Source organism: Frateuria terrea (assembly GCF_900115705.1).
In the GTDB taxonomy this organism is placed as follows: Bacteria; Pseudomonadota; Gammaproteobacteria; order Xanthomonadales; family Rhodanobacteraceae; genus Frateuria_A; species Frateuria_A terrea.
On the sequence record NZ_FOXL01000003.1, the window covers coordinates 147,142 to 171,466 of the forward strand.

General features: G+C 69.8%; 20 protein-coding genes. 6 read left to right on the forward strand and 14 right to left on the reverse strand.

Features of this window, described 5'->3' with window-relative positions:
* Window positions 1-3: 3 nt before the first annotated feature.
* Together BMZ38_RS04480 and BMZ38_RS04485 are read right to left on the reverse strand one after the other, a co-directional pair.
* Window positions 4-2,097, reverse strand: coding sequence for a beta-agarase (locus tag BMZ38_RS04480; RefSeq protein WP_091334695.1), 2,094 nt, complete (start codon window positions 2,095-2,097; stop codon window positions 4-6).
* A gap of 58 nt (window positions 2,098-2,155) precedes the next feature.
* A complete protein-coding gene (locus BMZ38_RS04485) occupies window positions 2,156-3,478 on the reverse strand; it encodes an APC family permease (RefSeq protein ID WP_091335624.1) in 1,323 nt (440 codons plus the stop codon).
* Between the two features lie 229 nt (window positions 3,479-3,707).
* Between BMZ38_RS04485 and BMZ38_RS04490 the strand changes: the two genes are divergently transcribed.
* On the forward strand, window positions 3,708-4,685 hold the full coding sequence (locus BMZ38_RS04490; RefSeq protein WP_245747180.1) for a putative bifunctional lysylphosphatidylglycerol flippase/synthetase: 978 nt from the start codon (window positions 3,708-3,710) through the stop codon (window positions 4,683-4,685).
* Window positions 4,686-4,747: 62 nt separating this feature from the next.
* Window positions 4,748-5,380 (forward strand): LysE family translocator, encoded by a 633-nt coding sequence (locus tag BMZ38_RS04495; protein ID WP_091334697.1) that lies wholly within the window; start codon window positions 4,748-4,750, stop codon window positions 5,378-5,380.
* Here the strand turns inward: BMZ38_RS04495 and BMZ38_RS04500 are convergent.
* Window positions 5,377-7,380 carry a protein-L-isoaspartate(D-aspartate) O-methyltransferase gene (locus BMZ38_RS04500; RefSeq protein WP_091334700.1) on the reverse strand — a complete coding sequence of 668 codons (2,004 nt, stop codon included), beginning with the start codon at window positions 7,378-7,380 and terminating at the stop codon, window positions 5,377-5,379. The genes BMZ38_RS04495 and BMZ38_RS04500 overlap by 4 nt on opposite strands.
* A 139-nt stretch (window positions 7,381-7,519) precedes the next feature.
* Here BMZ38_RS04500 and dinB point away from each other — a divergent pair, with 139 nt between their 5' ends.
* On the forward strand, window positions 7,520-8,614 hold the full coding sequence (gene dinB, locus BMZ38_RS04505; RefSeq protein WP_281243874.1) for a DNA polymerase IV: 1,095 nt from the start codon (window positions 7,520-7,522) through the stop codon (window positions 8,612-8,614).
* A gap of 22 nt (window positions 8,615-8,636) precedes the next feature.
* Entirely contained in the window at window positions 8,637-9,308 is a 672-nt protein-coding gene (locus BMZ38_RS04510) for a hypothetical protein (RefSeq protein ID WP_091334704.1), read from the forward strand.
* Window positions 9,309-9,371: 63 nt separating this feature from the next.
* On the opposite strand, the gene dapB is transcribed toward BMZ38_RS04510, so the two are convergent.
* The 3 genes from dapB to aceF all read right to left on the reverse strand — a co-directional run bounded on the left by dapB (window position 9,372) and on the right by aceF (window position 13,998).
* Entirely contained in the window at window positions 9,372-10,172 is an 801-nt protein-coding gene (gene dapB, locus BMZ38_RS04515; protein WP_091334707.1) for a 4-hydroxy-tetrahydrodipicolinate reductase, read from the reverse strand.
* 251 nt (window positions 10,173-10,423) lie between these two features.
* On the reverse strand, window positions 10,424-12,229 hold the full coding sequence (lpdA, locus tag BMZ38_RS04520) for a dihydrolipoyl dehydrogenase (RefSeq protein WP_091334709.1): 1,806 nt from the start codon (window positions 12,227-12,229) through the stop codon (window positions 10,424-10,426).
* A gap of 14 nt (window positions 12,230-12,243) precedes the next feature.
* The gene (gene aceF / locus BMZ38_RS04525) at window positions 12,244-13,998 is read right to left on the reverse strand and encodes a dihydrolipoyllysine-residue acetyltransferase (RefSeq protein ID WP_091334711.1); all 1,755 of its coding nucleotides are present in this window, start codon (window positions 13,996-13,998) and stop codon (window positions 12,244-12,246) included.
* 323 nt (window positions 13,999-14,321) lie between these two features.
* Between aceF and BMZ38_RS04530 the strand changes: the two genes are divergently transcribed.
* Window positions 14,322-15,206 (forward strand): ABC transporter ATP-binding protein, encoded by an 885-nt coding sequence (locus BMZ38_RS04530; protein ID WP_091334714.1) that lies wholly within the window; start codon window positions 14,322-14,324, stop codon window positions 15,204-15,206.
* Window positions 15,207-15,210: 4 nt separating this feature from the next.
* Window positions 15,211-18,798, forward strand: coding sequence for an ABC transporter permease/M1 family aminopeptidase (locus BMZ38_RS04535; protein WP_091334717.1), 3,588 nt, complete (start codon window positions 15,211-15,213; stop codon window positions 18,796-18,798).
* Between the two features lie 60 nt (window positions 18,799-18,858).
* Here the strand turns inward: BMZ38_RS04535 and BMZ38_RS04540 are convergent, their stop codons facing one another.
* The 8 genes from BMZ38_RS04540 to BMZ38_RS04575 form a co-directional block, all read right to left on the reverse strand.
* Window positions 18,859-19,695 (reverse strand): mechanosensitive ion channel family protein, encoded by an 837-nt coding sequence (locus BMZ38_RS04540; RefSeq protein ID WP_091334720.1) that lies wholly within the window; start codon window positions 19,693-19,695, stop codon window positions 18,859-18,861.
* A gap of 172 nt (window positions 19,696-19,867) precedes the next feature.
* Complete coding sequence (locus BMZ38_RS04545; protein WP_175483673.1) at window positions 19,868-20,668, reverse strand: DUF2884 family protein; 801 nt, start codon at window positions 20,666-20,668, stop codon at window positions 19,868-19,870.
* 103 nt (window positions 20,669-20,771) lie between these two features.
* Complete coding sequence (locus tag BMZ38_RS04550; protein WP_091334725.1) at window positions 20,772-21,062, reverse strand: DUF2845 domain-containing protein; 291 nt, start codon at window positions 21,060-21,062, stop codon at window positions 20,772-20,774.
* 75 nt (window positions 21,063-21,137) lie between these two features.
* Complete coding sequence (locus BMZ38_RS04555; protein ID WP_091334728.1) at window positions 21,138-21,710, reverse strand: DUF924 family protein; 573 nt, start codon at window positions 21,708-21,710, stop codon at window positions 21,138-21,140.
* A gap of 42 nt (window positions 21,711-21,752) precedes the next feature.
* A complete protein-coding gene (locus BMZ38_RS04560; protein WP_245747181.1) occupies window positions 21,753-22,193 on the reverse strand; it encodes a PA2169 family four-helix-bundle protein in 441 nt (146 codons plus the stop codon).
* A gap of 172 nt (window positions 22,194-22,365) precedes the next feature.
* Window positions 22,366-23,118: a DUF2884 family protein gene (locus BMZ38_RS04565; RefSeq protein ID WP_091334733.1), complete on the reverse strand. Its 753-nt coding sequence runs from the start codon at window positions 23,116-23,118 to the stop codon at window positions 22,366-22,368.
* 201 nt (window positions 23,119-23,319) lie between these two features.
* Window positions 23,320-23,775 carry a hypothetical protein gene (locus tag BMZ38_RS04570; protein ID WP_091334735.1) on the reverse strand — a complete coding sequence of 152 codons (456 nt, stop codon included), beginning with the start codon at window positions 23,773-23,775 and terminating at the stop codon, window positions 23,320-23,322.
* Window positions 23,775-24,305 carry a peroxiredoxin gene (locus tag BMZ38_RS04575; RefSeq protein ID WP_091334737.1) on the reverse strand — a complete coding sequence of 177 codons (531 nt, stop codon included), beginning with the start codon at window positions 24,303-24,305 and terminating at the stop codon, window positions 23,775-23,777. Before BMZ38_RS04575 ends, BMZ38_RS04570 begins: the two co-directional genes overlap by 1 nt.
* Window positions 24,306-24,325: the final 20 nt, after the last annotated feature.

The window sequence follows — 24,325 nt, forward strand, 5'->3', positions numbered from 1 at the left end:
GCATCAGCGGCGGGCGGTGGCGGCGTTGGCTGCCGTCACCGCCTCGATGAAACTCTGGAACGGGATGTCGGTGATGCCGACCAGGCCGAAGTGCGCATTCTCGCCGTCGAGCAGGCGGCCGGTGACCGGCTGGTCGGCCCACTGGAACCAGTGCGCGCCGACGATCGCTGGATCGGCGGCGGCGGCCTGCATGAACCGCGCGTAGTTCTCGCCGCGCTGGGCCTCGTTCCACACCGGCACCGGACCGGCGCCGAACGGTCCACGATCGGTCGAACCGAACGAGAACTCGCTGACCAGCACCGGCTTGCCCAGCGCGTGCAGCGTGGGCAGGTCCATGCCGTGCTGCGGCAGGTCGGCGTAGACATTGATGCTCAGCACGTCGCACCACTGCGCGCAGGCGGCCACGGCTTCGGGCGTGCGCACGGCGAAGCGGCCGCCGAGAAACAGGTGGTGCGGGTCGTGCCGGTGCAGCGCCTGCGCCACGGTGCGGAAGTACGCATCGGCGTAGGTGCGCAGCCAGGCGCTGTAGTCCTGCGCGATGGCCGGGTGCGCCTCGCTCGGCACCGGCGCCTGGAAGCCGGCCGGCTGCAGCGCCTCCCAGCGCGTCACGCCGATGCCCCAGGCGACACCCAGGCGCAGCGCGTCGCCGTACTTGTGCTTGAGCATCGCGATGAAGGCCTGCTTGGCCGGGCTGTGCGGTTCGCCGCGCAGCGTGCCCACGGCCAGCGCCCAGCGGCCTTGCGGGCCGGGCGCGGCCCAGGCCAGTTCGTTGTCGGCGAAGTAGCCGAGCAGCCAGGGATCGTCGCGCACGTCGTCGGTGGCCTTGCCGACCGCGCGTTCGGTGGCAGCCTTGAAGCGTGGATCGAACGGGTCGGGCATGCGACCCCACCAGTCGTAGCCGGTGGCGACGTTGGCATAGTCGCCGGCGACGTTGATCGAGCGGGTGTAGGCCAGCCGGTGGCCGCGCGCGATGGTCTCGTCGCTCCAGTCGCCCAGCGTGTTGAAGCCCCAGGCGGCCAGCCGCCGTCGCGTGCGCTGGCGCCAGGCGTCGCGCCAGCCGGTGCCGTCGACGCGGTAGAGGTTGGCCGCGTAGAAATCGAACCAGCGACCGTGGTCGTAGCCCAGGCCCCTGGACGCGCCGGTGTCGCGCCGGCTGTCGCCCACTCCGGTGAATGCGGCCCACTTTCCGGTCGTCGGCGGCAGGCTGGTGAACATCCATTCGCGGCCCTGTACGTAGCTGCGCCCGCCATCGGCCGCCACGGCGTTGACGCCCAGCGAGAAGAACGGATGGCCATCCGGCGTGACCAGCTGCCAGCGATCGCCGACCTTCTGCGTGCGGAACCAGCCGGTGGCCTTGGCCTGGACGTCCGGACGTCCGCCGTACGTGTCTCCGCGAGCGGGCGCGGCGGCGGAAGGACCGCTTCGCACACGCGTGCGCAGCGCCGCGTCGCCGTCGATCTTTTCCGGCCATTGTGCGCGCGTGTACTGGCCGTAGCGGTCGACGATGCCGCCGTAGGCGGCGCGCGGGGTATCGCCTGCGGAGGTACCCGTCGCGCCGATAAGCAACGCCTGTTCGGCCTGCGGCGCGGGAATGGAAAACTGCACCGCGCGCACCGCCTCGAGCGACGCCGCGCCTTCCACCATGGTCGCCAGAACGATGCGCTGCCCGGCCTGCCCGAACGGCATCGGCGGGCCGGCCTGCATGCCGAAGTCGCGCGGCGAGGTCGCATGCAGTGGCACGACGAGTGTCTGTGGCGGACCGGCGGGCAGGCCTACCGTCGCGTGCAGATGAGCGCCCGCGCTGCCTTCGACGTCGACCGCCAGCGTGACCGCCCAGGGCATCGCGTTCTGCACGCGCATGCGCAGCTCACCGCCACGCCATGGCTGCGCCGGCGTCATCCGCACGCTGGGTTGCGCGGCCGGTTCGAAGGTGTAGCGGCGCAGGGCCTCGCCATCGGGCAGGTGCTCGATCGCGCCGCGCCGCACGTGCGCCAGCGCGACGTCCGCCGGGGGTGTGGCCCCTTGATCCGTGCGCGGTGCCGACTGCCCCACCAGCGGCAGGACCAGGCAGGCCAGGGCCACCACCATCGCTTTCATCGGCCATCCTCGCTGCGGTAAGCACCAAGTATTGCCAAGCCTTGCTGAAGATCGCGACTCAGGCGCCGCTGCGCTCCAGCCAGCGCCAGCCGTAGTACGCCGGAATGCCACAGGCGATGATGACCAGGCTCATGCCGGCGTCGCCCGGATTGTGGATGGCGGTGGCGCCGATCACGCACAGCACGGTGACCACGAAGATCATCGGCAGCCACGGATAGAACGGCACGCGGTAGGGCGAGGGCTCGCTGAGATAGCGGCGGTACCAGAACAGCGTGGCGATGCTGCAGGCGTGCGCGAGCCACTCGCCGACGGTGGTGTAGTCGAGCAACTGGTTGAAGCTGCCCGACACCGCCAGCACGATCGCCCACGCACCGAGCGTGGCCAGCGCCACCTGCGGCGCGCGGCTCTGCGGCTCGATGCGGCCTACCGCGGAGAAGAACATGCCGTCGGCGCCCATCGTCTGCAGTACGCGCGCGCCACCGGCGATGGCGATGTTGCAGTAGCCGAAGGTGGAGCAGGCGATGCCCAGCGCCATCAGCGTGGCACCGCGGTCGCCCAGCAGACGGCGCATGAGATCGGCCGCCGGCGCGTGGCTGGCCGCAAGTCCCGCATGGCCCAGGCCGGCCAGGTAGGCGAAGTTGGCCAGCACGTAGGCGATCATCACGCCCGCCATGCCCAGCCCCAGCGCGCGCGGCAAGGTGCGTTGCGGATTGCGTACCTCGCCGGCGAGATCGTTGAGATAGTGGAAGCCGCCGTAGGTGAACAGCACCGGCAGCAGGGCGCCGAACAGTGCACCGGTCGGCACGTGGCGCGTGGGATCGGCGGCCAGCGTCACGCCCAGGTGGCCGTCGGAGAGCACCACGCCCACCGCCACCAGCAACGCGATCGCCACCAGCTTGAGCACGGTGAAGATGTTCTGCACCCAGGCGCCGGCACGGATGCCGAACAGGTTCACGCCGACGATGAAGGCGATCGCCGCGGCGGCCACCGGCTTGACGTAAAGCGCCGACAGGCCCAGTGCCGCGCAGAAGTAGTCGGCGAAGGCGGTGGCCACCGCCGCCACGCTGCCGGGGTAGTTGATCAGCGCCATGGTCCAGCCGAACAGGAACGCCGGCAGCTGGCCGAACGCCTCGCGCAGGTAGATGTAGCTGCCGCCGGCCTGCGGCCGCCGCGCGCCCAGTTCCGCGTAGCTCAGCGCCCCGGCCAGCGTGAGCAGGCCGCCGATGGCCCACAGCACAAGGAGCTCCCAGCCCGAACCGGTGCGCTGGGCCAGCGTGGCCGGCGTGCGGAAGATGCCCGCGCCGATCACACCGCCGATGACGATCATCGCGCCGTCCCAGGTGCCCAGGCGACGCAGGTAGGTGTTCGATTCGGTGCTCATGCGTGGGGCGGGCGTCGTCGGCGGCAGGAGGGACACACGATAGCGTGAGTCGGTGATGGCGTTCAGCACCGCCACCGTGATGGACGGATGTTTCTTGCGGGAAAGTGCATGTGCGCAGTCGCAGTCGTGCGGCATTCCGCCTGCAGGAAGGTTGCACGAACCGCTACGCTTGGCGAGATGACTCTCCAGCACTCGCGCGCCCACGCGCATCCGGCGTAAGGTCGCGCGGATGTCTGCGCTCTCCCCCTCCCTGTTCGACCCGGCCCGCGCCCCGCGCATGCGCGCGATCCTGCGTGTCCTTTCCTGGCTCGTTTCCGCGCTGCTGCTCGCACTGGCGGCCTGGCTGCTGCACCGCTACCTGGGGGCGATGCGCTGGCGCGACGTGGCCGCGGCACTGCTGCAGTTGCCGCGCACCCACGTCGCCGGCGCCATCGCGGCGACCGCGGTCAGTTTCACCATGCTCGCGGCGTTCGACGTACTGGCCGCACGCCGCGTGGCGCCCGCGCGGGCACCGCTTGAACTGTCGGCCTTCGCCGGCTTCGCCGCGCACGCACTGTCCAATACGCTGGGCTTCCACGCCGTCACCGGCGGTGCGGTGCGTTACCGGATCTATGCCACGGCCGGACTCGGGGCGGGCGACATCGCACGCGTGGTCGGCCTGGCCAGTCTCGGCGTCGGGCTGGGTTATGCCGTGCTGGGTGCGGCCGGCCTGTTGATGGAGCCGGCGATCGCCGTGGGCTGGGGGCGCATCGCAGGCACCGTCATCGTGCTGCTGCTGGCCGGCCTGGTGCTGTGGCTGGCGCGACCGCGCAGCCTGCGCGTGGGCCGCTGGGCGATCGCCTTGCCGGGCTCGGGTTCGGCGCTCCTGCAGATGCTGCTCGGCGGCGTGGAAATGAGCGCGGCGATCAGTGCGATGTACCTGTTGCTGCCGCCGCAGGTCGCGCCGCCGCTCGCCGACTTCGTACCGGTCTACCTCGCCGCGCTGCTGGCCGGGATCGTCAGCCATGCTCCGGGCGGGCTGGGTGTGTTCGAAGCGATCCTGCTCGGCGCCTTTCCTGCCCAGGCGCGCGCGGAGGTGCTGGCCGGCCTGCTGTGCTACCGGCTGGTCTACAACCTGCTGCCGTTCGGGCTCGCGGCGCTCGGGCTAACCCTGTTCGAGGCACGCCGGCGCCGCCTTGCTCCCGCCCGGCCGTCCGAGCCGTCCTGACGGCACATGCCGCGCACGGGGCGGGGCCGTATGCTCGCGCGTTTCCAACTCCGGTGCCGACCATGCCCGATGCCAGCCACCTGCTCGCCTTCGCCCTGATCGCCCTGGGCCTGGTGCTGACGCCCGGCCCGAACATGATCTACCTGGTCTCGCGCTCGATCTCCCAGGGCCGCGCCGCGGGGCTGGTGTCGCTGGCCGGCGTGGGGCTGGGTTTCATCGTCTACATGCTTTGCGCCGCCTTCGGCATCACAGCGCTGGTCTTCGCGGTGCCTTACGCCTATGACGCGCTGCGCATCGGCGGCGCGCTGTATCTGCTGCACCTGGCGTGGCAGGCGCTCAGGCCCGGCGGCCGCTCGCCGTTCCAGGTGCGCGAACTGGCGCCGGACCGCCCGCGCCGGCTGTTCGCGATGGGCCTGTTCACCAACCTGCTCAACCCCAAGGCGGCCATGCTCTACCTGTCGCTGCTGCCGCAGTTCATGGTGCCCGGCCACGGCAGCGTGCTCGGCCAGTCGGTGGTGCTGGGCTTCACGCAGATCGCCATCAGCCTGAGCGTCAACGCACTGATCGTGCTGGCGGCCGGCACGATTGCGGGCTTCCTGGGTGGCCGGCCGCTGTGGCAGGCGTTGCAGCGCTGGCTGATGGGCACCGTGCTCGCCGCACTCGCCGTGCGCATGCTGGCGCAGGGCCGCCGCTAGAGGCCGAAGGGCCAGGTCTCGGCCGCGCCGGTACGTGGCTCCTCGCCCAGCGGCTCGACCGCGTGGGTCTGGTCGAACCAGGTGTAGCCGTCGAACTGGCGCGGCATCGAGCATTCCACGTAGTGGCTCCAGCGCTCGGTGTCGGGCCGGTAGATCACGCCGATGAAGCGCTCCAGCCGGGCGCTGGCCAGCCTGCCGCACAGCTCGCGGTTGGCACCCTCGCGCAGGTCGAGCAGGCAACGCGGCTGGCCGGCGTCGTGGAACAGGCGCTCGTAACTGTCCTTGCGCGAGGGCACCACGTCCATCACCTTCATCGGCTCGTCCCAGTCGTCGGCCGCGGCGACCGTGCCGGTGTGCGTACCGAAGCCGAGCAGCGCCGCATCGCGGCCAAAGCGCTGGCGGCACAGCTGGCCGAGGTTCAATTCCTCGCGCACCTGGCCCATCTCGGTGTGGCGCGCGTCGCCAATGTGCGAGTTGTGCGCCCACACCACCGCCTTGGACTGCGGACCGGCCGCGTCCAGGAGATGCTCCAGCGTCTCGAACATGTGGCTGTCGCGCAGGTTCCACGACTCGGCCGAACCGTAGTACATCGCGCGGTAGTACGCCTCGGCGTTGCTCACCAGGCGCGCGTTCTGCGCCGCGTCCAGGAAATACTCGCCGTCGGCGCGGACGTAGTCGATGCGCCGCGCCAGCAGCTCGCGAAGCATCTGCACCACCGCCTTCTCGCAGAACGCATAACCGGCATTCAGTGCCATGCGTCCGTACTGCGCCGGCTCCTTGCTCCAGGGCATCAGGCAGCCGTAGCGGCGGCGGGCCACCTTGGCCGCTTCCGGATCGACCTTGTCCAGGTAATCGATCACCGCGCGGATCGAGCTGTCCAGGCTGTACAGGTCCAGCCCGTAGAAGCCGGCCTGCTTCGCCGGCGGCTTGTCCGCGTTGTAGCCGCGCAGCCAGTCGATGAAACGGGCGACGTCGCGATTGCGCCACATCCAGGTGGGAAAGCGCTGGAAGATCGGCTCACCGCGTGTCGCCGGACGACCACGCACGTAGCGATTCAGCGCCGCAGCGTCGGGCCAGTCGGCCTCCACCGCGACGATGGTGAAGCCATGTGCCTCGATCAGCCGGCGGGTGATCGAGGCACGGGCGCGGTAAAACTCGCTGGTGCCGTGGCTGGCCTCGCCCAGCAGCACCACGCGGGCATCGCCGTAGCGATCGAACAGCCGTCCGAAAGCCGGATCCTCCGGATCCGGCAACGGCTCGGCGGCCGCGCGGATCAGGTCGGGCAGTCCGTGGCCGTCGGCCGGCGCCCGTGCCGCCACCGGCTCGACCCGCGGCGGGGGCGAGGCCTCCCGCTCGCTCCAGCCGTAGCTGCCGACCAGCGGGACGAAGCGCACTTCGTCCAGTGCCTCCTCCCGGAAGCGGTCCTCGGTGACACGGGTGACCTTCACCAGGCGTTGCCGGTGCAGCGTCTCGCCCACCGGCATCACCAGCCGCCCGCCGATGGCCAGCTGCCGCCGCAGTACGTCCGGCACGGCCGGTCCGCCGGCGGCGGCAATGATGGCGTCGAACGGCGCCGCCTCCGGCCAGCCGCCGCTGCCGTCGCCTACGCGCAGGCGGATGTTGCGATAGCCCAGCGCGTCGAAGCGTTGCTGTGCGAGGTCGGCCAGTTCGGCGTGGCGCTCGATCGCATGCACGTGGGCCGCGAGCGCCCCCATCACCGCCGCGGCGTAGCCCGAGCCGGCGCCGATCTCCAGCACGCTATCTTCCTGGTGAAGTTCGGCCGCTTCGAGCATGCGCGCGACAATGAACGGCTGCGAGATGGTCTGTCCGGCTTCGATCGGCAGCGGCGAATCCTCGTAGGCGAACTCGTGCATGCTGCCGGACACGAAGGCCTCGCGTGGAATCCGCGCCATCGCCTCGAGCACGCGTGCATCTCTGATGCCGCGACCGGCGAGCTGGCGCTCGACCATGCGCTGGCGTAGCTGGGCGAAATCGGCCATGGCGGATCACCTCCGGATGCGCCCGGTGGACGCTAGTCCTGCATCTATCAACCAGGCGTCAATCCTGCAGGCGCTTTTTTTGCCCGCACGGCTGCGGCGGTCGCCTAGAATCCTTCCCACGCACTCCCGGTTCCCTGCCGTGTCCCCCACCCCGCGCAAGATCCTGCACATCGACATGGACGCGTTCTACGCGTCGGTCGAGCAGCGCGACGACCCTTCGCTGCGCGGCAAGCCGGTGGTGGTGGCGTGGCGCGGGGCGCGCTCGGTGGTGTGCGCGGCCAGCTACGAGGCACGCGTGTTCGGCGTGCGCTCGGCGATGCCGGCGGTGCGCGCCGAGCGGCTGTGCCCGCAGGCGGTCTTCGTGCCGCCGGACTTCACCCGCTACAAGGCGGTGTCGCGGCAGGTGCGGGCGATCTTCGCCCGGCATACGGACCTGATCGAGCCGCTGTCGCTGGACGAGGCGTACCTGGACGTAACGGTGAGCAAGAGTGCCCTGGCCTCGGCCACCGCGACGGCCGAGGCGATCCGCGCGGCGATCCGCGAGGAAACCAACCTGACGGCGTCGGCGGGCGTGGCGCCCAACAAGTTCCTGGCCAAGATCGCCTCGGACTGGCGCAAGCCCGATGGATTGTTCGTGATCCGCCCACACCAGGTCGAGGCCTTCCTCGCGCCGCTCAAGGTCGGCCGACTGCCGGGCGTGGGCAAGGTGATGGAGGGCAAGCTCGCGGCGATGGGCGTGGCCACCGCCGCCGACCTGCGCGCGCAGGGCCTGGCCGTGCTGGAGGAACGCTTCGGCCGCTGGGGCCGGCGACTGCACGAGCTGTCCTGGGGCATCGACGAACATGCCGTGCAGCCGGACCGCCCCACCCTGCAGGTGTCCTCCGAGGACACCTTCGAACACGACCTCACCCTGGACGAGCTGGAGCCGCACATCCGTCGGCTCGCCGGAAAGACCTGGGCCGGCCACCAGCGCGAAACCGGGCGCATTGCGCGCACGGTGGTGCTCAAGCTCAAGACCGCCGACTTCCGCACGCTCACGCGCAGCTTCTCGCCACCGACGCTACCCGGCTCGGCCGACGAACTGGCCGAACTGGCCTGCGCACTGCGCGCCCGGGTGGAACATCCGGCCGGTACCCGCTACCGGCTGGTCGGCGTCGGGCTGGCCGGCTTCGTCGATCGCGACGATTTTGTGCCCCAGCGCGATCTGTTCGAGACTGTCGCGCCGCCCGACTGACCTGCGTTCACAAGGACACCTCATGCATCTGGAACTGCCGAAAGTCCGGCTGGAATCCGCCCGGGATTTCCTCAAGCACTACCTGATGATCGTGCTCAGCATCCTCACCGCGCTGGGGCTCGAGGCGTGGATCGAGCACGCGCACCACCAGCAGGCGGCACGCACGGCCAGCGCACGGATCGAGGCGGAGATCCGCAGCAATCTCGACGAGGTGAACGTCGCGCTCGCGCAGGACGGGCAGCGCGAGAAGATCCTCGGTGCGTTGCGCGACCGGATGATCGCGGACTTTCGCGAGCACGCGCCGGAAGCGACCATCGCCCAGCACGTGCAGGCGATGACCGCCCACGGCTTCAATCTCAACCTGCGCTGGCCCACGCTGCGCCATGAAGCCTGGGACGTGGCCGTGGCGAACCAGTCCGCGAGCTGGATCGAGCACGAGCGCATGCGCCGTTACTCGGCCGCCTACGCCAGCCAGCGCGACATGGACGCGAATCTGGACACCAACATCGCGGTGGTGATGAACGGCCCGCGCATGCTCGACACCATGACCGACCTGCGCGTCGGCGACGTACGGCCACGCGAGCTGCTGTACGTGACGGGGCAGATGGCGGCCATGCTTGAGCAGGCGCAGGGAAACCTGCGCGTGTTGCAGGGCCATCTGCGCGAAGCACTGGTGGATCAGCCGGGGCAGTGACCCGACGCGATTGCGCGTTGTGGCTGGCGGATCCCCGGTTCCGGCCGCCGCCGCCCGTCGCGCTCATAGCTCCAGAACGGCGTCCAGTCCGCGGTGCAGGCCGAGCAGCCCGGGCACCTTGCGTATCGCCAGCAACGCGCCGTCCACGTAAGGCCGTGCGCCGGCGCCGGCGTTGTGGCGGATGCTGAGGGTCTGCTCCGGCATGCCGAAGATCGTCTCCACGCCAAGCACGAAGCCGGGCAGGCGAACGGCATGGACCTGGCTGCCGGCGATCGTGCCGCCGCGCGTCTCGCGCGTGCCACGGACCTGGTCGAGCGGCACGCCCAGGTGCGGCTGGCGGACCTGGGCCATCCGCGCGGCGAGTTCCCGCGCGGTGCCGCTCGGCGCGTCCGGCTTGCCCTCGTAGGCGTAGTCGATGATTTCCCAGTGCGGGATGTAACGGGCGGCCATCACCGCGAATTTCTGCAGCAGCACGGCGGTGAGTGCGAAGTTGCCACAGGCGAGCACGCCGCGCCCGCGGCCCCGGGCGGCCGCGTCGAGTTGCGCATAGTCCGCATCGGTGAGGCCGGACGTGCCGACGACGACGTGGGCACCGTGCGCCAGCGCGGCGAGCACGTTCGCCTTGGCCGTGTCCGGATGGGTGTATTCGACGAACACGTCGCAGGGTTGCGAGAGCGCTTCGGCCGCAGTGGCGAAGACCGGCGCGTCCAGCCGCGGCTCGTCCAGCACCGCGGCGAGGTTGCGCCCGGCGTGGCTGCGCGAGACGGCAGCCACGAGTTGCAGGTCGCCCGCATCCGCCAGGCCGCGGGCAAGTTCGGCACCGGCCCAGCCGGTCGCACCGGCAAGACACACCTTCAGGGACATCGCTGCCTCCATTGCCAGGGATTGAGCCGCGCTCACGGGCGCAGCCGGGCAAGCGAAGCCCAACCGCCTGCCTGCGTCAAGCGGCACCGGGGAGTACCGACCCTGCGGCTCAGGCATTAGCCGATGCCGTGCCCGGGGCCGGACATCGCCATGGCTGTGGCGAGCCCGGCATGCGCGCCAGCCGCCCATGGCAGTGTCGCCGCTTACAAAAAAACCCGGCCGAAGCCGGGTTTTCAGTCGGGCGACGAGATCTACTTCCGCTTGGGAATGTACAGGTCGGTGATGGTGCCCTCGTAGACCTCCGCCGCCATCGCCACCGACTCGCTCAGCGTCGGGTGCGGATGGATGGTGAGCGCGATGTCGGCCGCCTCGGCGCCCATCTCGATGGCCAGGGCCAACTCCGAGATCAGGTCGCCGGCATGCGGGCCGACGATGCCCGCGCCGACCACGCGGTGCGTCTCCTCGTCGAACAGCAGCTTGGTGAAGCCCTCGGTGCGGTCGATGCCGATCGCGCGCCCGGAGGCGGCCCAGGGGAACTTGCCGGTGCCGATCTTCAGGCCCTTTTCCTTCGCCTCGCGCTCGGTTACGCCGACCCAGGCGATTTCCGGATCGGTGTAGGCGACCGACGGGATCACGCGCGCGTCGAAATGGCTCTTCAAGCCGGCCACCACTTCGGCGGCGACACGCGCCTCGTGGGTGGCCTTGTGCGCCAGCATCGGCTGGCCGACCAGGTCGCCGATGGCGTAGATGTGCGGCACGTTGGTGCGCATCTGCGTGTCGACATTGATGAAGCCGCGCTCGGTTACCGCCACGCCCGCCTCGTCGGCACCGATCTTGTTGCCGTTGGCGGATCGGCCCACGGCGACCAGCACGCGGTCGAACACGGTGGTCTCGGGAATGCTTTCGCCCTCGTAGCGGACCTCGATGCCCTTCTTGGTGGCCTTGGCCTCGACCACCTTGGTCTTCAGGTGCACACCCTTGAGCTTGGCGGCCAGGCGCTTGGCCAGGGGCTTGACCAGGTCGGCATCGGCGCCAGGGATGATCTGGTCCATGAACTCGACCACGGTCACCTCGCTGCCCAGGCCCGAGTACACCGTGGCCATTTCCAGGCCGATGATGCCGCCACCGACGACGAGCAGCTTCTTCGGAATGTCGGTGAGCTCGAGCGCACCGGTCGAATCCATCACGCGCTCGTCGTCCCACGGGAACATCGGCAGGCGTACGGCCTGCGAGCCGGCGGCGATGATGGCGTTCTCGAAGCGGATCAGCTTCGTGCCTTCGGCCGTCTTTACTTCCAGCTCGTGCGGCGAGACGAAGCTGCCCGTGCCCTGCACGGTACGCACCTTGCGCTGCTTCGCCATGCCGGCCAGGCCGCCGGTGAGCTTGCCGACCACCTGGTCCTTGAAGTGGCGCAGCTTGTCCATCTCGATCTTGGGCTTGCCGAAACTGACGCCGTGGGCGGCCATGGCTTCGGCTTCGTCGATCACCGCGGCGGCGTGCAACAGTGCCTTGGAGGGGATGCAGCCGACGTTGAGGCAGACGCCGCCGAGGCTGGCGTAGCGCTCGACCAGCACGGTGTCGACGCCGAGGTCGGCGGCGCGGAAGGCGGCGGTGTAGCCGCCCGGGCCGGAGCCGAGGACGACCAGCTTGCACTCGATGTCCGGCTGGCGGCCGGACGCGCCGGCGGCCAGCGGCGCCCTGCCCTCTCCGGCCGGGGGAGGTTGCGGCGTTGGGGCGGCAGCGGGTGCGGCCGGAGCGGGAGCTTGCACCTTGCCCTGGCCCCCTGCCTGCTTTCCGGCCGCAGGAGAAGCCTCACCCTCGGCTTCGAGCGTGAGGATCACCGCGCCCTCGGATACTTCGTCGCCCACCTTCACCTTGAGCTCTTTCACCACGCCGGCGGCGCTGGAGGGCACCTCCATGGTGGCCTTGTCCGATTCCAGCGTGATCAGGCTCTGTTCCTTCTCCACGCGGTCGCCGGCCTTCACCAGCACCTCGATCACCGGCACGTTGTCGTGGCCGCCGATGTCGGGGACCTTCACTTCGATCGTGTTCGCCATGGCGTCGGCCTCCGTCAGAGCAGCAGCCGGCGGATGTCGCCGAGCTGGTTGGCCAGGAACGCGGCGAAGCGCGCGGCCAGCGCGCCGTCGATGACGCGATGGTCGTAGGACAGCGACAGCGGCAGCATCAGCCGCGGCGCGAACTCCTTGCCGTTCCACACCGGCTTGATCTGCGCCTTGGAGACGCCCAGGATCGCCACCTCCGGCGCATTGACGATCGGCGTGAACGCCGTGCCGCCGATGCCGCCCAGCGAGGAGATCGAGAAGCAGCCGCCGGACATCTCGGCCGGCCCGAGCTTCTTCTCGCGCGCCTTCCTGGAGATCTCGCCCAGCTCGCGGGCCAGATCCAGCAGGCCCTTCTGGTCGCAGTCGCGGATCACCGGGACCACCAGGCCGTCGGGCGTATCCACCGCGATGCCGATGTGGAAATACTTCTTGAGGACCAGCTTCTCGCCGCTCTCGTCCAGCGAGGCGTTGAACTGCGGGAATTGCTTCAGGGCTGCGACCACCGCCTTGATCTGGAACACCAGCGGGGTGACCTTCAGGTCCTTGTTCTCGGCACCGAGCTGCTTGCGGAACGCCTCCAGCTCCGTGATGTCCGCGTCCTCGTGCTGGGTGACGTGCGGGATCATCGCCCAGTTGCGGGCCAGGTTGGCGCCGGAAATCTTCTGGATGCGCGAGAGCGGCTTCTCCTCGACCGGGCCGAACTTGGAGAAATCGACCTTCGGCCACGGCAGCAGGCTGAGCCCACCGACCGCGCCCGCCGGAGCGCCGCCCTGCACCGGGCGCGCACCGGAGGCGAGCGCATGCTTGACGTAGGCCGAGACGTCCTCGCGCTGGATACGCCCGCCGCGGCCGGAGCCCTTCACTTGTGCGATGTCTACGCCGAGCTCGCGCGCGAAGGCGCGGACCGACGGGCTGGCGTAGGGCGCATCGCCGGGCATCACGATCTTTGCGTCGAACGGTGCGCGCCCCTGCGGGCGCACGTCGCCCTCGGGCACGTTGCCAGGCAGCACGCCGCGGCCGCCGACCGGCGCGGGCTTCTCCTCGCCCCTGGGACCGCCACCGCTGACCGGCAGGCCGGTGGCCGAGCCGGCGTCGGGCGAGGAGGACGCCGGAGCGGCCGGGGCGGGCGCCGCGGCACCGCTTTCGATCAGCGCGATGACCGCGCCTTCGGAGACCTCGTCGCCGACCTTGAGCTTGAGTTCCCTGACCACGCCCTCGAATGGTGCGGGCACTTCCATGGTGGCCTTGTCCGACTCCAGCGTGATCAGGCTCTGGTCCTTGGCCACGGTGTCGCCGACCTTTACCAGCACCTCGATCACCGGCACGTTGTCGTGGCCGCCGATGTCGGGGACGCGCGCCTCGCGCACGCCAGCGCCGCCCCCGGACGGCGGCGCAGCGGGCGGCGGCTGTGGCGCGGCCTCGTCGACCGCGCCCTTGCTCGAACGGGGCTCGGCGGCCCTGGCCTGCTGGCTGGACAGCGGCGCAGCGGCCGGCGTCGGGGCGGGTGCGGGCGCGGCGGCGCCTTCGGCCTCGATGGTCGCGATCAGGGCGCCTTCCGACACCTCGTCCCCGACCTTGAGCTTGATTTCCTTCACCACGCCTGCAAACGGCGCGGGCACCTCCATGGTGGCCTTGTCCGACTCCAGCGTGATCAGGCTTTGCTCCTTCTCCACGCGGTCGCCGGCCTTCACCAGCACTTCGATCACCGGCACGTTGTCGTGGCCGCCGATGTCGGGGACGCGTGCTTCTTTGAGGTCGGCCATGGAGATCTCCTGCGATGTCGGGGGTGCTGCGCCCGGGGATGGCGCCGCGCAAGGCCTCCCATGATAGCGAACGGCCGCCCGCCGCGTCGTCACCGAGCCGCCGGAGATCACACCGTGCACCGGCAAGCGCGCACGACTGCCTAATCTCCCCCGGGGTCGTGGCGCAGCGGGGCGCGGGCAGCCTTCGACCTCGGCCGCGGCGCCTGCCCGGCCGAACGGATCGGCGCGGACGCCCATGCATGACCTTGTACCGATGCGCCCGCCCGGGTCGCTGCCTATCCTGAGCCTGGCGCGCCGCGCGGGGCGGCGCCCGAGGAGCCCGCATGCTGACCATCCGCCACCTGTCCAAGACCTACGCCAACGGCGTGCACGCGCTGCGCGGCATCGACCTGGACATCCCGCAGGGCATGTTCGGACTGCTCGGGCCCAACGGCGCGGGCAAATCCTCGCTGATGCGCACCATCGCCACGCTGCAGGACCCGGACCAGGGCAGCATCGAGCTGGACGGCCTGGACCTGCTGGCCGACAAACCGGCCACCCGCCGCCTGCTCGGCTACCTGCCGCAGGAATTCGGCGTCTACCCGAAAGTTTCCGCCGAAGCGATGCTGGACCACTTCGCCGTGCTCAAGGGCGTCACCGCGCGCGGCCAGCGGCGCGAGCTCGTCGAAGCGCTGCTGCGCCAGGTCAACCTGTGGGACGTGCGCAAGCGCAAGCTCGGCACCTTCTCCGGCGGCATGCGGCAGCGCTTCGGCATCGCGCAGGCGCTGATCGGCAGCCCGAAGCTGGTGATCGTCGACGAGCCCACCGCCGGCCTGGACCCGGAGGAACGCAACCGCTTTCTCAACCTGCTGGCGGAGATCGGCGAGAAGGTGGTGGTGATCCTCTCCACCCACATCGTGGCCGACGTGACCGACCTGTGCCCGCGCATGGCGATCATCGGCCAGGGCCAGGTGCTGCTCGCCGGCGAGCCGCGCGAAGCGATCCGCAGCCTGGAAGGGCGGGTGTGGCGCCGCTCGATCGACAAGGCGGAGCTGGACAGCTATCGCGCCCGCATGACCATTCTCTCCACCCGCCTCGCCGGCGGCCGGACGCTGCTGCACGTGCTGGCCGACGCCCCGCCGGAACCGGGCTTCGAGCCGGTGGCGCCGGACCTGGAAGACGTTTACTTCGGCCGCCTGCGCGCGCAGGCCACGGCGCGGGCGGCCTGACGCCATGCTGGGTGCGATCCTGCGTTTCGAATGGCGCCAGCAATGGCGCGCGCCGCTGTTCTGGATCATGGCGCTGGCCTTCGGTGCGCTGGCCTTTGCCGTGGCCAGCACCGACGCGGTGATGATCGGCGGCGCCAGCGGCAACGTGCTGCGCAACGCGCCGATGGTGGTGGTGCGACTGATCAGCGCCTTCACGATTTTCGGCATGCTGGCCGCCGGGGCGTTCGTCGCCGGCGCCGCGCTGCGCGACTTCGACCACAACACCGCCGAGCTGGTGTTCGCCACGCCGGTCAGCCGCGGCGCCTACCTCGGCGGCCGGCTGGCTGCCGGTTACCTGGCGGTGGTGGCGATCATGCTGGCGGTGGCGCTGGGCGTGGCATCGGGCAGCGCGATGCCATGGATCGATCCGGCCCGGCTGGGTCCGGCCGACTGGCACGGCTACGCCTGGGCCTTCGGCGTGATGGTGCTGCCGGACATGCTGTTCGTGGCGACGCTGTTGTTCCTGCTGGCCACGGTCACCCATTCGCTGCTGGCCACCTACATCGGCATTATCGCCTTCATCGTGCTGTTGTCGCTTTCGGGCCTGCTCGCGCGCGACGTCGACCACCACGTCATCGCCGCGATGCTCGACCCGTTTGCCAACCGCACGCTGGGTATCGTCACGCGCTACTGGTCGGCCGATGAGCTCAACCATCGCCTGCCGCCGCTGGAAGGGCTGCTGCTGTGGAACCGGCTGCTGTGGCTGGGTGTGTCGGTGCTGCTGGCCGGCGCGGCTTATGCCCTGTTCCGCACCAACCGCGAAGGGCTGCGCCTGCCGCGGCGCAGGCTGCGCACCGAACCACCGCTGCTGCGGCCGGCGGCCGGCGCGGCGCGCGTCGCGATGCCACCGGTGAAACTGGCCTACGACCTGCGCGCGCGGCTGGCGCAACTGCGCACGCTGCTTGCGTTCGATCTTGGCCAGGTGCTGCGTGGCGTGCCGTTCCTGGTGATGCTGGTGTTCGGACTGGTCAACCTGCTGTTCGCACTGGCCTTCAACGGCGAGATCTACGGCACGGCGACCTATCCGGTCACGCACTCGGTGATCACCACGGTGCAGGGCAGCTTCCAGTGGTTGCTGGCGATCATCGTGACCTTCTACGCCGGCGAACTGGCCTGGCGCGAGCGCGACCGGCACACCGCCGAGGTGGTCGACGCCTTCCCGCTGCCCGATGCCCTGGCGCTGGCCGCGCGACTGCTGGCACTGGTGGCGGTGGTGCTGGCGTACCTGCTGATCGGCGACCTGGTCGGCATCGGCTGGCAGCTTGGCCATGGCTATACGCGGCTGGAGGTCGGCCTGTACCTGGCAACGCTGGGACTGGACGCGTCGCCGTTCGTGCTGCTGGCCGTGCTGATGCTGCTGTTCCAGACGCTGGCCGGCAGCAAGTTCATGGGCTACCTGCTGGGCATCGTGTGGCTGGTTTCCTCGCTGATCGGCTTTCCGCTGCTGCACTGGGAGCACAACCTGTTGATCTACGGCCACACCCCGTCGGTGCCGTACTCGGACATGAACGGGTTCGGCCACTACCTGGCCGGCGCGTTGTGGTTCGACCTGTACTGGGGCTTCGCGGCCGTGGCCTTGCTGGTGGTGGCGGCGCTGTTCAACGTGCGCGGCACCGGGCAGTCCTGGCGCGAGCGCCTGCTCGAAGCGCGCGCGCGGCTGCGCCGGCCGGCGGCGACCGCACTGGGCCTGGCGCTGGCCGGCTTCGTGCTGAGCGGCGCGTGGATCTTCTACAACACCGATGTGCTCAACCATTACCAGAGCAGTGAGCAGGCCAAGCGCAAGCGCGCCGATTACGAGAAGGCCTACGCGAAGTACAAGGGCCTGGCGCAGCCGCGCATCAGTGCGGTGAAGACCGACGTGGACATCTATCCGCACCAGCGCAAGCTCGCGATCCGCGGGCACTACACGCTGGTCAACCGGACAGCCGGGCCGATCGGCGCGCTGCACGTGAATTTCGATACGGACTTCACCGTGAAGTCGCTCTCCTTCGCGCCGCACGAGACGGTCAGTGACGACAAGCGGCTGGGCTACGCGATCTACCGGCTGAAGACGCCGCTCGCACCCGGCGCCTCCATGGCGTTCGACTTCGACATCGAGTACGCGCCCCGCGGCTTCACCAACGAGCCCTCCGGCCAGTTCCTGGCCGGCAACGGCACCTTCTTCAACAGCAACGTGCTGCCGCATTTCGGCTACCAGAGCGGCGTGCAGCTCACCGACCGCAGCGACCGACGCAGGTACGGCCTGCCGCCGGACGTGCCACGCATGCCCAGGCTGGGCGACAGGCAGGCGCTAGGCGACAACTACGTCAGCAACGACGCCGACTGGATCGACTTCAGCACTACCGTCTCCACCGCCGCCGACCAGATCGCGCTGGCACCCGGTTACCTGAGGAAAACCTGGACCGCCAACGGCCGGCGCTACTTCACCTACACCGCCGACCGGCCAATGCTGGATTTCTTCGCCTGGCTGTCGGCGCGTTACGCGGTGAAGAAGGACAGCTACGAGGGCGTCGCCATCGAGGTCTACTACAACCCGGCGCACGCCTGGAACGTGGACCGCATGATCCAGGCGACCAAGGACGCGCTGGCCTATTACCAGGCCCACTTCACGCCCTACCAGTATCGCCAGGTGCGCATCCTGGAGTTCCCCAACTACGCCAGCTTCGCGCAGTCTTTCGCCAACACGATTCCCTACTCCGAGTCGCTCGGCTTCATCGCTGACCTGCGCGACCCGTCGAAGATCGACTACGTCTACTACGTCACCGCTCACGAAGTGGCGCACCAGTGGTGGGCGCACCAGGTGATCGGCGCGCACATGCAGGGCTCGACCATGTTGAGCGAGTCGCTGGCCCAGTACTCGGCGCTGATGGTGATGAAGCACAGGTACGGTGCCGACCAGATGCGCAAGTTCCTCAAGTACGAGCTGGACAAGTACCTGATGAGCCGCGCCACCGAGACGCTGGCCGAGGAGCCGCTGGCGAAGGTGGAGGACCAGCAGTACATCCACTACAACAAGGGCTCGCTGGTGTTCTACGCGCTGCAGGACTATGTCGGCGAGGACACCCTCGACCGGCTGCTCAGGCAGTTCCTGCTCGCCTGGCAGTTCCGCGGCCCGCCCTATCCCAGCTCGCAGGACTTCATGGACACGCTCAGCGATGGCCTGGACCCGAAGTGGAGGGGCCTGCTTGATGATCTGTTCTGGAAGATCACGCTGTTCGACAACCGCATCAGCGCGGCCACGGCGAAAAAGCTGCCCGATGGTCGTTACGAGGTGACCCTGAAGGTGCACGCAGGCAAGGTGCACGTCGATGGCACCGGCAGGGAGACACCCGCCACACCCGACGTACCGATCGAGATCGGCGTGTTCGCCGCCTCGCCCGGCAAGGGCCGCGACGGCAAGCCGCTGTACCTGGAGAAGCGCATGCTGCCGGCCGGCGACAGCAGCCTCACCGTGACGGTGACGGGTACGCCGGCCGAAGCGGGCATCGATCCGTTCAACGAACTGATCGATCGGGTGTCGGGCGACAACCGCCGGCCGGTGACGCTACCGTAGCGAGGACGTTGCCGCCGGCACCGCGGCGCCGGCGGCCGGACCCTTTGGGCAACCCGCCCCTCAATCGGGCTTCCGGTCGGGCAGCGAGCCCTGGACCACGGTAAGTTCGCGTTGCGGGAAGGGAATGCTGATGCCGGTCGCGCTGAAGCGCTCCTTGATCCGGCGCAGCAGGTCGGTCTGCACGGCCCACCAGTCGCCGCTACTGGCCCAGCCGCGGATGATCAGGTCCACCGAGCTCTCGCCCAGCCCGCCGGTCACCACACTCGGCGGCGGCTCCTTGAGGATCAGGGGATCGGCGGCGAACAGCTTTTCGACCTCCTCGATCGCCTTGCCGATATCGTCCTTGTAGCCGATGCCCACCTTGATTTCGAAGCGTCGCAAGCCACGGCGGTTGGCGTTGATGACCGCGTCGCCGCCGATCTTGGCGTTGGGCACCATCGCCTCGCGCCCATCGGGCAGGACGAGCATCGTGTACATGAGGTTGACCGCCTCGACGGTGCCGTCCAGGCCGCCGGCGTGGACGAAATCCCCCGCCCGGAAAGGGCGGAAGACGATAAGGAGCACGCCCCAGGCCAGGTTGCTCAGCGAACCCTGCAGGGCCAGCCCGATGGCCAGGCCGCTGGCACCCAGTGCCGCCACCAGCGGCGCGGAAGGTACGCCTGCGGTGATCAGCGCGGTAACCACCAGCACGGCCACCAGCACGCCATAGATCAGGTTGCGCAGGAACCCGACCAGGGTCGCGTCTACGCTGGCACGGTGCATCGCGCGCTGCACGACATTGGCGATGCGTGCCGCCAGCCAGCTGCCGACCAGCAGGATGAGCAGCGCGACCAGCACGTTGATACCGAGCTGCGTGGCGTTCTCGGAGAAATGGATGCGGGCGAGCAGGTCGGGCATCGGGTCACTCCATGGACAAACCGACTGCCAAACCTAGCAGAACGGCCGTGACGCCCGGCGCGCGGGCAAAAAAAACCGCGCCGGTCTGGGGATGCCGGCGCGGCGCATGGCCGCTTGGGTGGTCGATATGGGAGAGCGGCCGGGCCGCGAGCCGTGGGGTCGGCTGGCGGTCCTAGGGCTTCGTCTTGGCGGAAGCCTCGTTGTCGTGCTGGCGGTCGACCAGCGCCAGGCGCGAGCCGTCCTTCATGCGGAACTCGAATTCCCGCTGCAGCTGGTCGAGGCGGGCCATCTGCGGACACAGCGCCTCGGCGCGCTCACCGAGCTTGTCGGCGCGCGCGTCCACTTCCTTGTCGATGCTCTTGTCGAGCGAGTCGGCGCGCGCCTCCAGCGCGGCGACCTGGCTCTGGTCGCCGCTCAGCGCAGCCTTGACTGCCTTGGCGGTGACCGTGCTGACCAGGGTCGAGACGGCGCTGCCGACCGGGTCTTCCATCAGGTCCTGCATGCTGTGCTGGCGCCACACGCCGTGGCCCAGGCCGTTGTCGACGTTGGCCAGCGCCCGTTTGTGCTGTTCGTCGAGTTGGGCGGTGAGCCGGCTGCGTTCGGCCGGATCATCGGCGAAACTGGCGACCACCGTGGCGAGCGCGTCGAAACCGATATCGACCCCTTCGCGTGCGATCGAGGCGACCTCGGGCAACAGGCTGCGCACCTGGCCCTCGTATTCGCGCAGGCGTCTGGCGTCCCCTGCCGACACGGCCACGTCGCGACCGTCGATGCGCAGCGTGCCATCGTGCATGAACACGCGTTCGGGTGTGCCGTCCTGGCGTTCGAAGGTGATGCCTTCGGACTTTACCAGCACGTCGTAGTCGGTACCGAAGCTGCACCGCTGGTCATTCACGTGCAGGCCATGCGCCTGGGCCGGCACGCCCAGTGCCAGGCCGGTGGCAAGTGCGAGGGCAAGGATGAGCGGGCGCATGGGGGCGTCTCCATGTCGACGGTATGGCGCCAGCTTCGTGCGATCCCTACGCGCCGGCATGGGCCAGGCGTCATGCCGTGCCATCGGTCATGGCCGCGATGCCTCAGGGGCGTTGCTCGATCCGAGCCACTTCGCCGTCCACCAGCGTCACGGTGATCTCGCTGCCGTCGCGCTGGTACACCCAGCTTTCGCTGGCCCGTACCGCCACGACCACGCCGCGGCCGTGGCGCCTGCCGCGATGATGCGTTACGCGGGTAGGCGGGCCGAGCAACTCGCGTACCTGCGCGGCGCTGTCGCCGGCCACCAGCAGGTGGCTACCCACGCGCAGCGTGTCCGAGGCGGAAGCGGAGAAAGCCAGCAGCCACAGGCCGCCGATCAAGACGAGGATGCGCATGTCGTTCCTTCCATGGACGGATCGACGACGCACCGGCCGCAAGCCTGCTGCAGCAAACCCTGCCGGAACGAGCTGCTAGAACCCGCCGCCTTCGGCCAGGTAAGCCTGTTCGTCCGGCGTGCTGGGCCGGCCCAGCGCCGCGTTGCGGTGCGGGAAGCGTCCGTAGCGGGCGATCACTTCGCAGTGCCGGCGCGCATAGTCGAGGAAGCCCTCATATTGCCCGCGCGCGTTGGGTGTGGCCTGTAGGCCGAGCGCGCGAAACAGGGTCACCGAACGCCACTGCAGTGCGAGGTCCTCGGCGTGCTCCAGCGGCAGGTAGGCGAACACGCGTTCCAGCGGTGCCAGCGCCTCGTCGTCACGGCGTTCCAGGCCCTCCAGCGCCAGTGATTGCGCGCGGTTGTCCTGGGCAAAGGCGCGCGCGTCGCCGCGGTAGACGTTGCGGCTGAACTGATCGAGCACGATCAGCAGCGCCAGCCATCCATGCGGCGTCACGGTCCAGTTGTCGAGCGCGCCGAGCTCGGCCGCGTCCAGGGTGGCGCCGAAGCGTTCGCGGATGATCTGGTCGAATTCAGGGTCGCGCCTGAACCAGCGCACGGCGTTCTCGTCGGCGAACCAGAATTGGAGTACCTGCTGTGCGCTTGCGGTCATGCCGTTCCCCTGAAATGCCGCACGCCCCCGGGCGGGCCGAGCTTAGCAGCGTCGGGCCCGGGCCAGGCTATGCATGTCCAGGTGGATGCCCTGCAGCCGCGGCAACTGACGGCGCAGCACCAGCGCGGCCTCAGGCGTGGCGCGCTGGAGGCCCTCTTCGAAAGCGTGCACCAGCGCGGCCTCGCCGTGGGCCAGCCGGGCGATCCAGGCGACGTCGCGGTCCGGGGTTTCCGGCAGCAGCCATTCGATCAGCTGGCGCCGTGCGGCGCCGCCCAGGCGCCCACGCCGCGCCGGCGTGCCGCCCAGCTGGCAGACCTGGCCCTGCAGGTCGGTGATCACCTGGTCCAGCGCGCCCGCGTTTTCGCCCAGCACCACGCGCAGGCCCGGCTCGCTCGCCTGCGCGGAGGCATCGCGGTACATCGCGCGAAGGTCGATGCCGCGGCGGATCAGCGCGTTGAAGAGCGTTTGCGGACGTGGCGCCACGCGGGCGATTCCTCGGGGACGACGGGGTGCGTCCATGGTCAGCCCCCTGCACTTAGCCGTGGATTAACTCGCCGAGGCGGGACCGGCTGCGGCGCATCGCCCGTCAGGCGGCATTCGGGATCTTCTGCACCATTCACGGCCTTTTCGCCCCCCAGAGGAGCGGAGGCCGGGCTTACTGGCCCACCTGCACCAGGCCGAGGGGCTGGCCGTCGGCGCCGCGCACGCCCTGCTGCAGGTCCGCCAGGCGGCGGATCGACGGGCACAAAGCCTGCACCTGCGGACGCAAGGCCTGCATGCGCCGCTGCAGGCGCGGCTGCAGTTGCGTGGCCAGGTCCGCCGCCTCGTCGCGCAGGCGCGCGGCCTCGGCCAGGTCGCCGTTCATGGCGGCGGCGAGTGCCTGCTGGCCGAGGTCGGCGGCGACCAGCGGCGCCAGCTCGCCCACGATACGGTCGGCCAACTGCTGGGCGGCGTCGCCCTGCCAGTCGTGGGTGCTGTTGCTCTGTGCGATGCGCTGCCTGAGCTGCCCGGCCTGCGTGGCGAGGCGGCGATCCAGCTCGGCCATGGTGGCCGGCGCCAGCTGCATGCCGGCGGCCTCATCGTGCACCGCGCGCACAGCCAGGTCCACCCCGGCGTCCGCCACCGTGCGCACGCGCGGCACCAGTGCGCGCAGTTCGCGCTCGAACAGCACCAGCCGGTCCTGGTCCTCGTCGCGCAGTCGCACCGCCTTGCCGTCGGTGTGCAGGCTGCCGTCGGCGATCTGCACGTGGAAGGGTGCCGGCTGCGGACGGTCGAACAGCAGGCTGTCGGGCTTGACCGTCAGGTCGTAGCTGCTGCTGGCCTGGCAGGCCGCCGCCAGGTCCTGCGCGTGCAGAACCGGCAGGGTGGCGGACAGGATCAGGCTGGCAAACACGAACGGCAGGCGCATCGGGGGGTCTTTCCGGAGTGCGGGAAGCCCAGCGATACCCGCCTGTGCGTCAACCGCGGCTGAACTGGACGCTCAGCTGCGGTCGAGCGGGGTCAGCAGCGACAGGCTCCGTGCGCCGTAGGCGCCATCGGTCGGGAAGCGCGCCGACGCCGCCGGTTAGCATCCGGCTTGCATAGACCGCCCGCTCGACGCGCCCGGTTCTCAGTTGCGCGCAACGAACTGCGCGCGCACCGCCGGCCGGCCCAGTTGCCAGGCCAGCCAGAGCAGCAGCGGGACCAGCACGGTCTTGAGCACCAGCCCGAGCAGGAAGCTGCGGCGGGCCTGCTCGATCACCAGCAACAGCAGTTCCGGCTGCGGCTGGGTGAGCGCGTGGGCGCGGGCGGTGGCGAACTGGCCCCAGTGCGCGAGCATCAGGCCGCCGGTCGCCAGCGCCCACAGCGCCAGCAGCAGCGCGACCACGCGCAACGCCGGGCGCGCCCAGGGCTGGCGCAGGATGCAGCCGGCGCAGGCGACGATCACCCCGAACGCGCCAACCAGATAGGGCCAGTCACCGTGGCGCAGGTACAGCACTCCGCCGAGCGCAGCCAGGATCAGTACGATCCAGGTCAGCACGCGCCAGGCGGCGAAGCGCGGCCGTGCCGCCAGGGCGGCCACCATCAGGAGGCCGCCTTCAGCGTGGCCAGGTCGGTGAGCACCTGGGCGGAATTCTTCTCTGGATCCACGTCTTCGTAGACCTTGGCCACGTTCCCCTTCGGGTCGATCAGGAAGGTGGTGCGCCTGGCGTAATGCAAGCCGCCGTGGCTGCTGAGCACGCCGTAGGCCTCGGCCACCTTGCGGTCGGCGTCGGAAAGGAGGGGAAACGGCACGTGGTACTTGCGGGCGAATTGCGCGTGCGACTTGACGTCGTCCAGGCTCACGCCGACCACGTCGGCGCCCGCCTTGCGCAGCTTCAACACATCGTCGCGGAAGGTGCAGACCTCGGTGGTGCAGCCGGGGGTGAAATCCTTCGGATAGAAGTACAGCACCAGCCAGCGGCCACGGTGGTCGGACGGCGCCTGCCAATGGCCGTTCTGGTCCTGCAGGTGGAAGGCCGGGGCCGGCTGGCCCGCCGCGGGCATGGCGGCGAAGGCGGGCGCGAGCAGGCCGGCGAACAGCACCGGCGCGACGGCGAGCGAAAAGCGACGCATGGCGGGATTCCTAAAGGGGA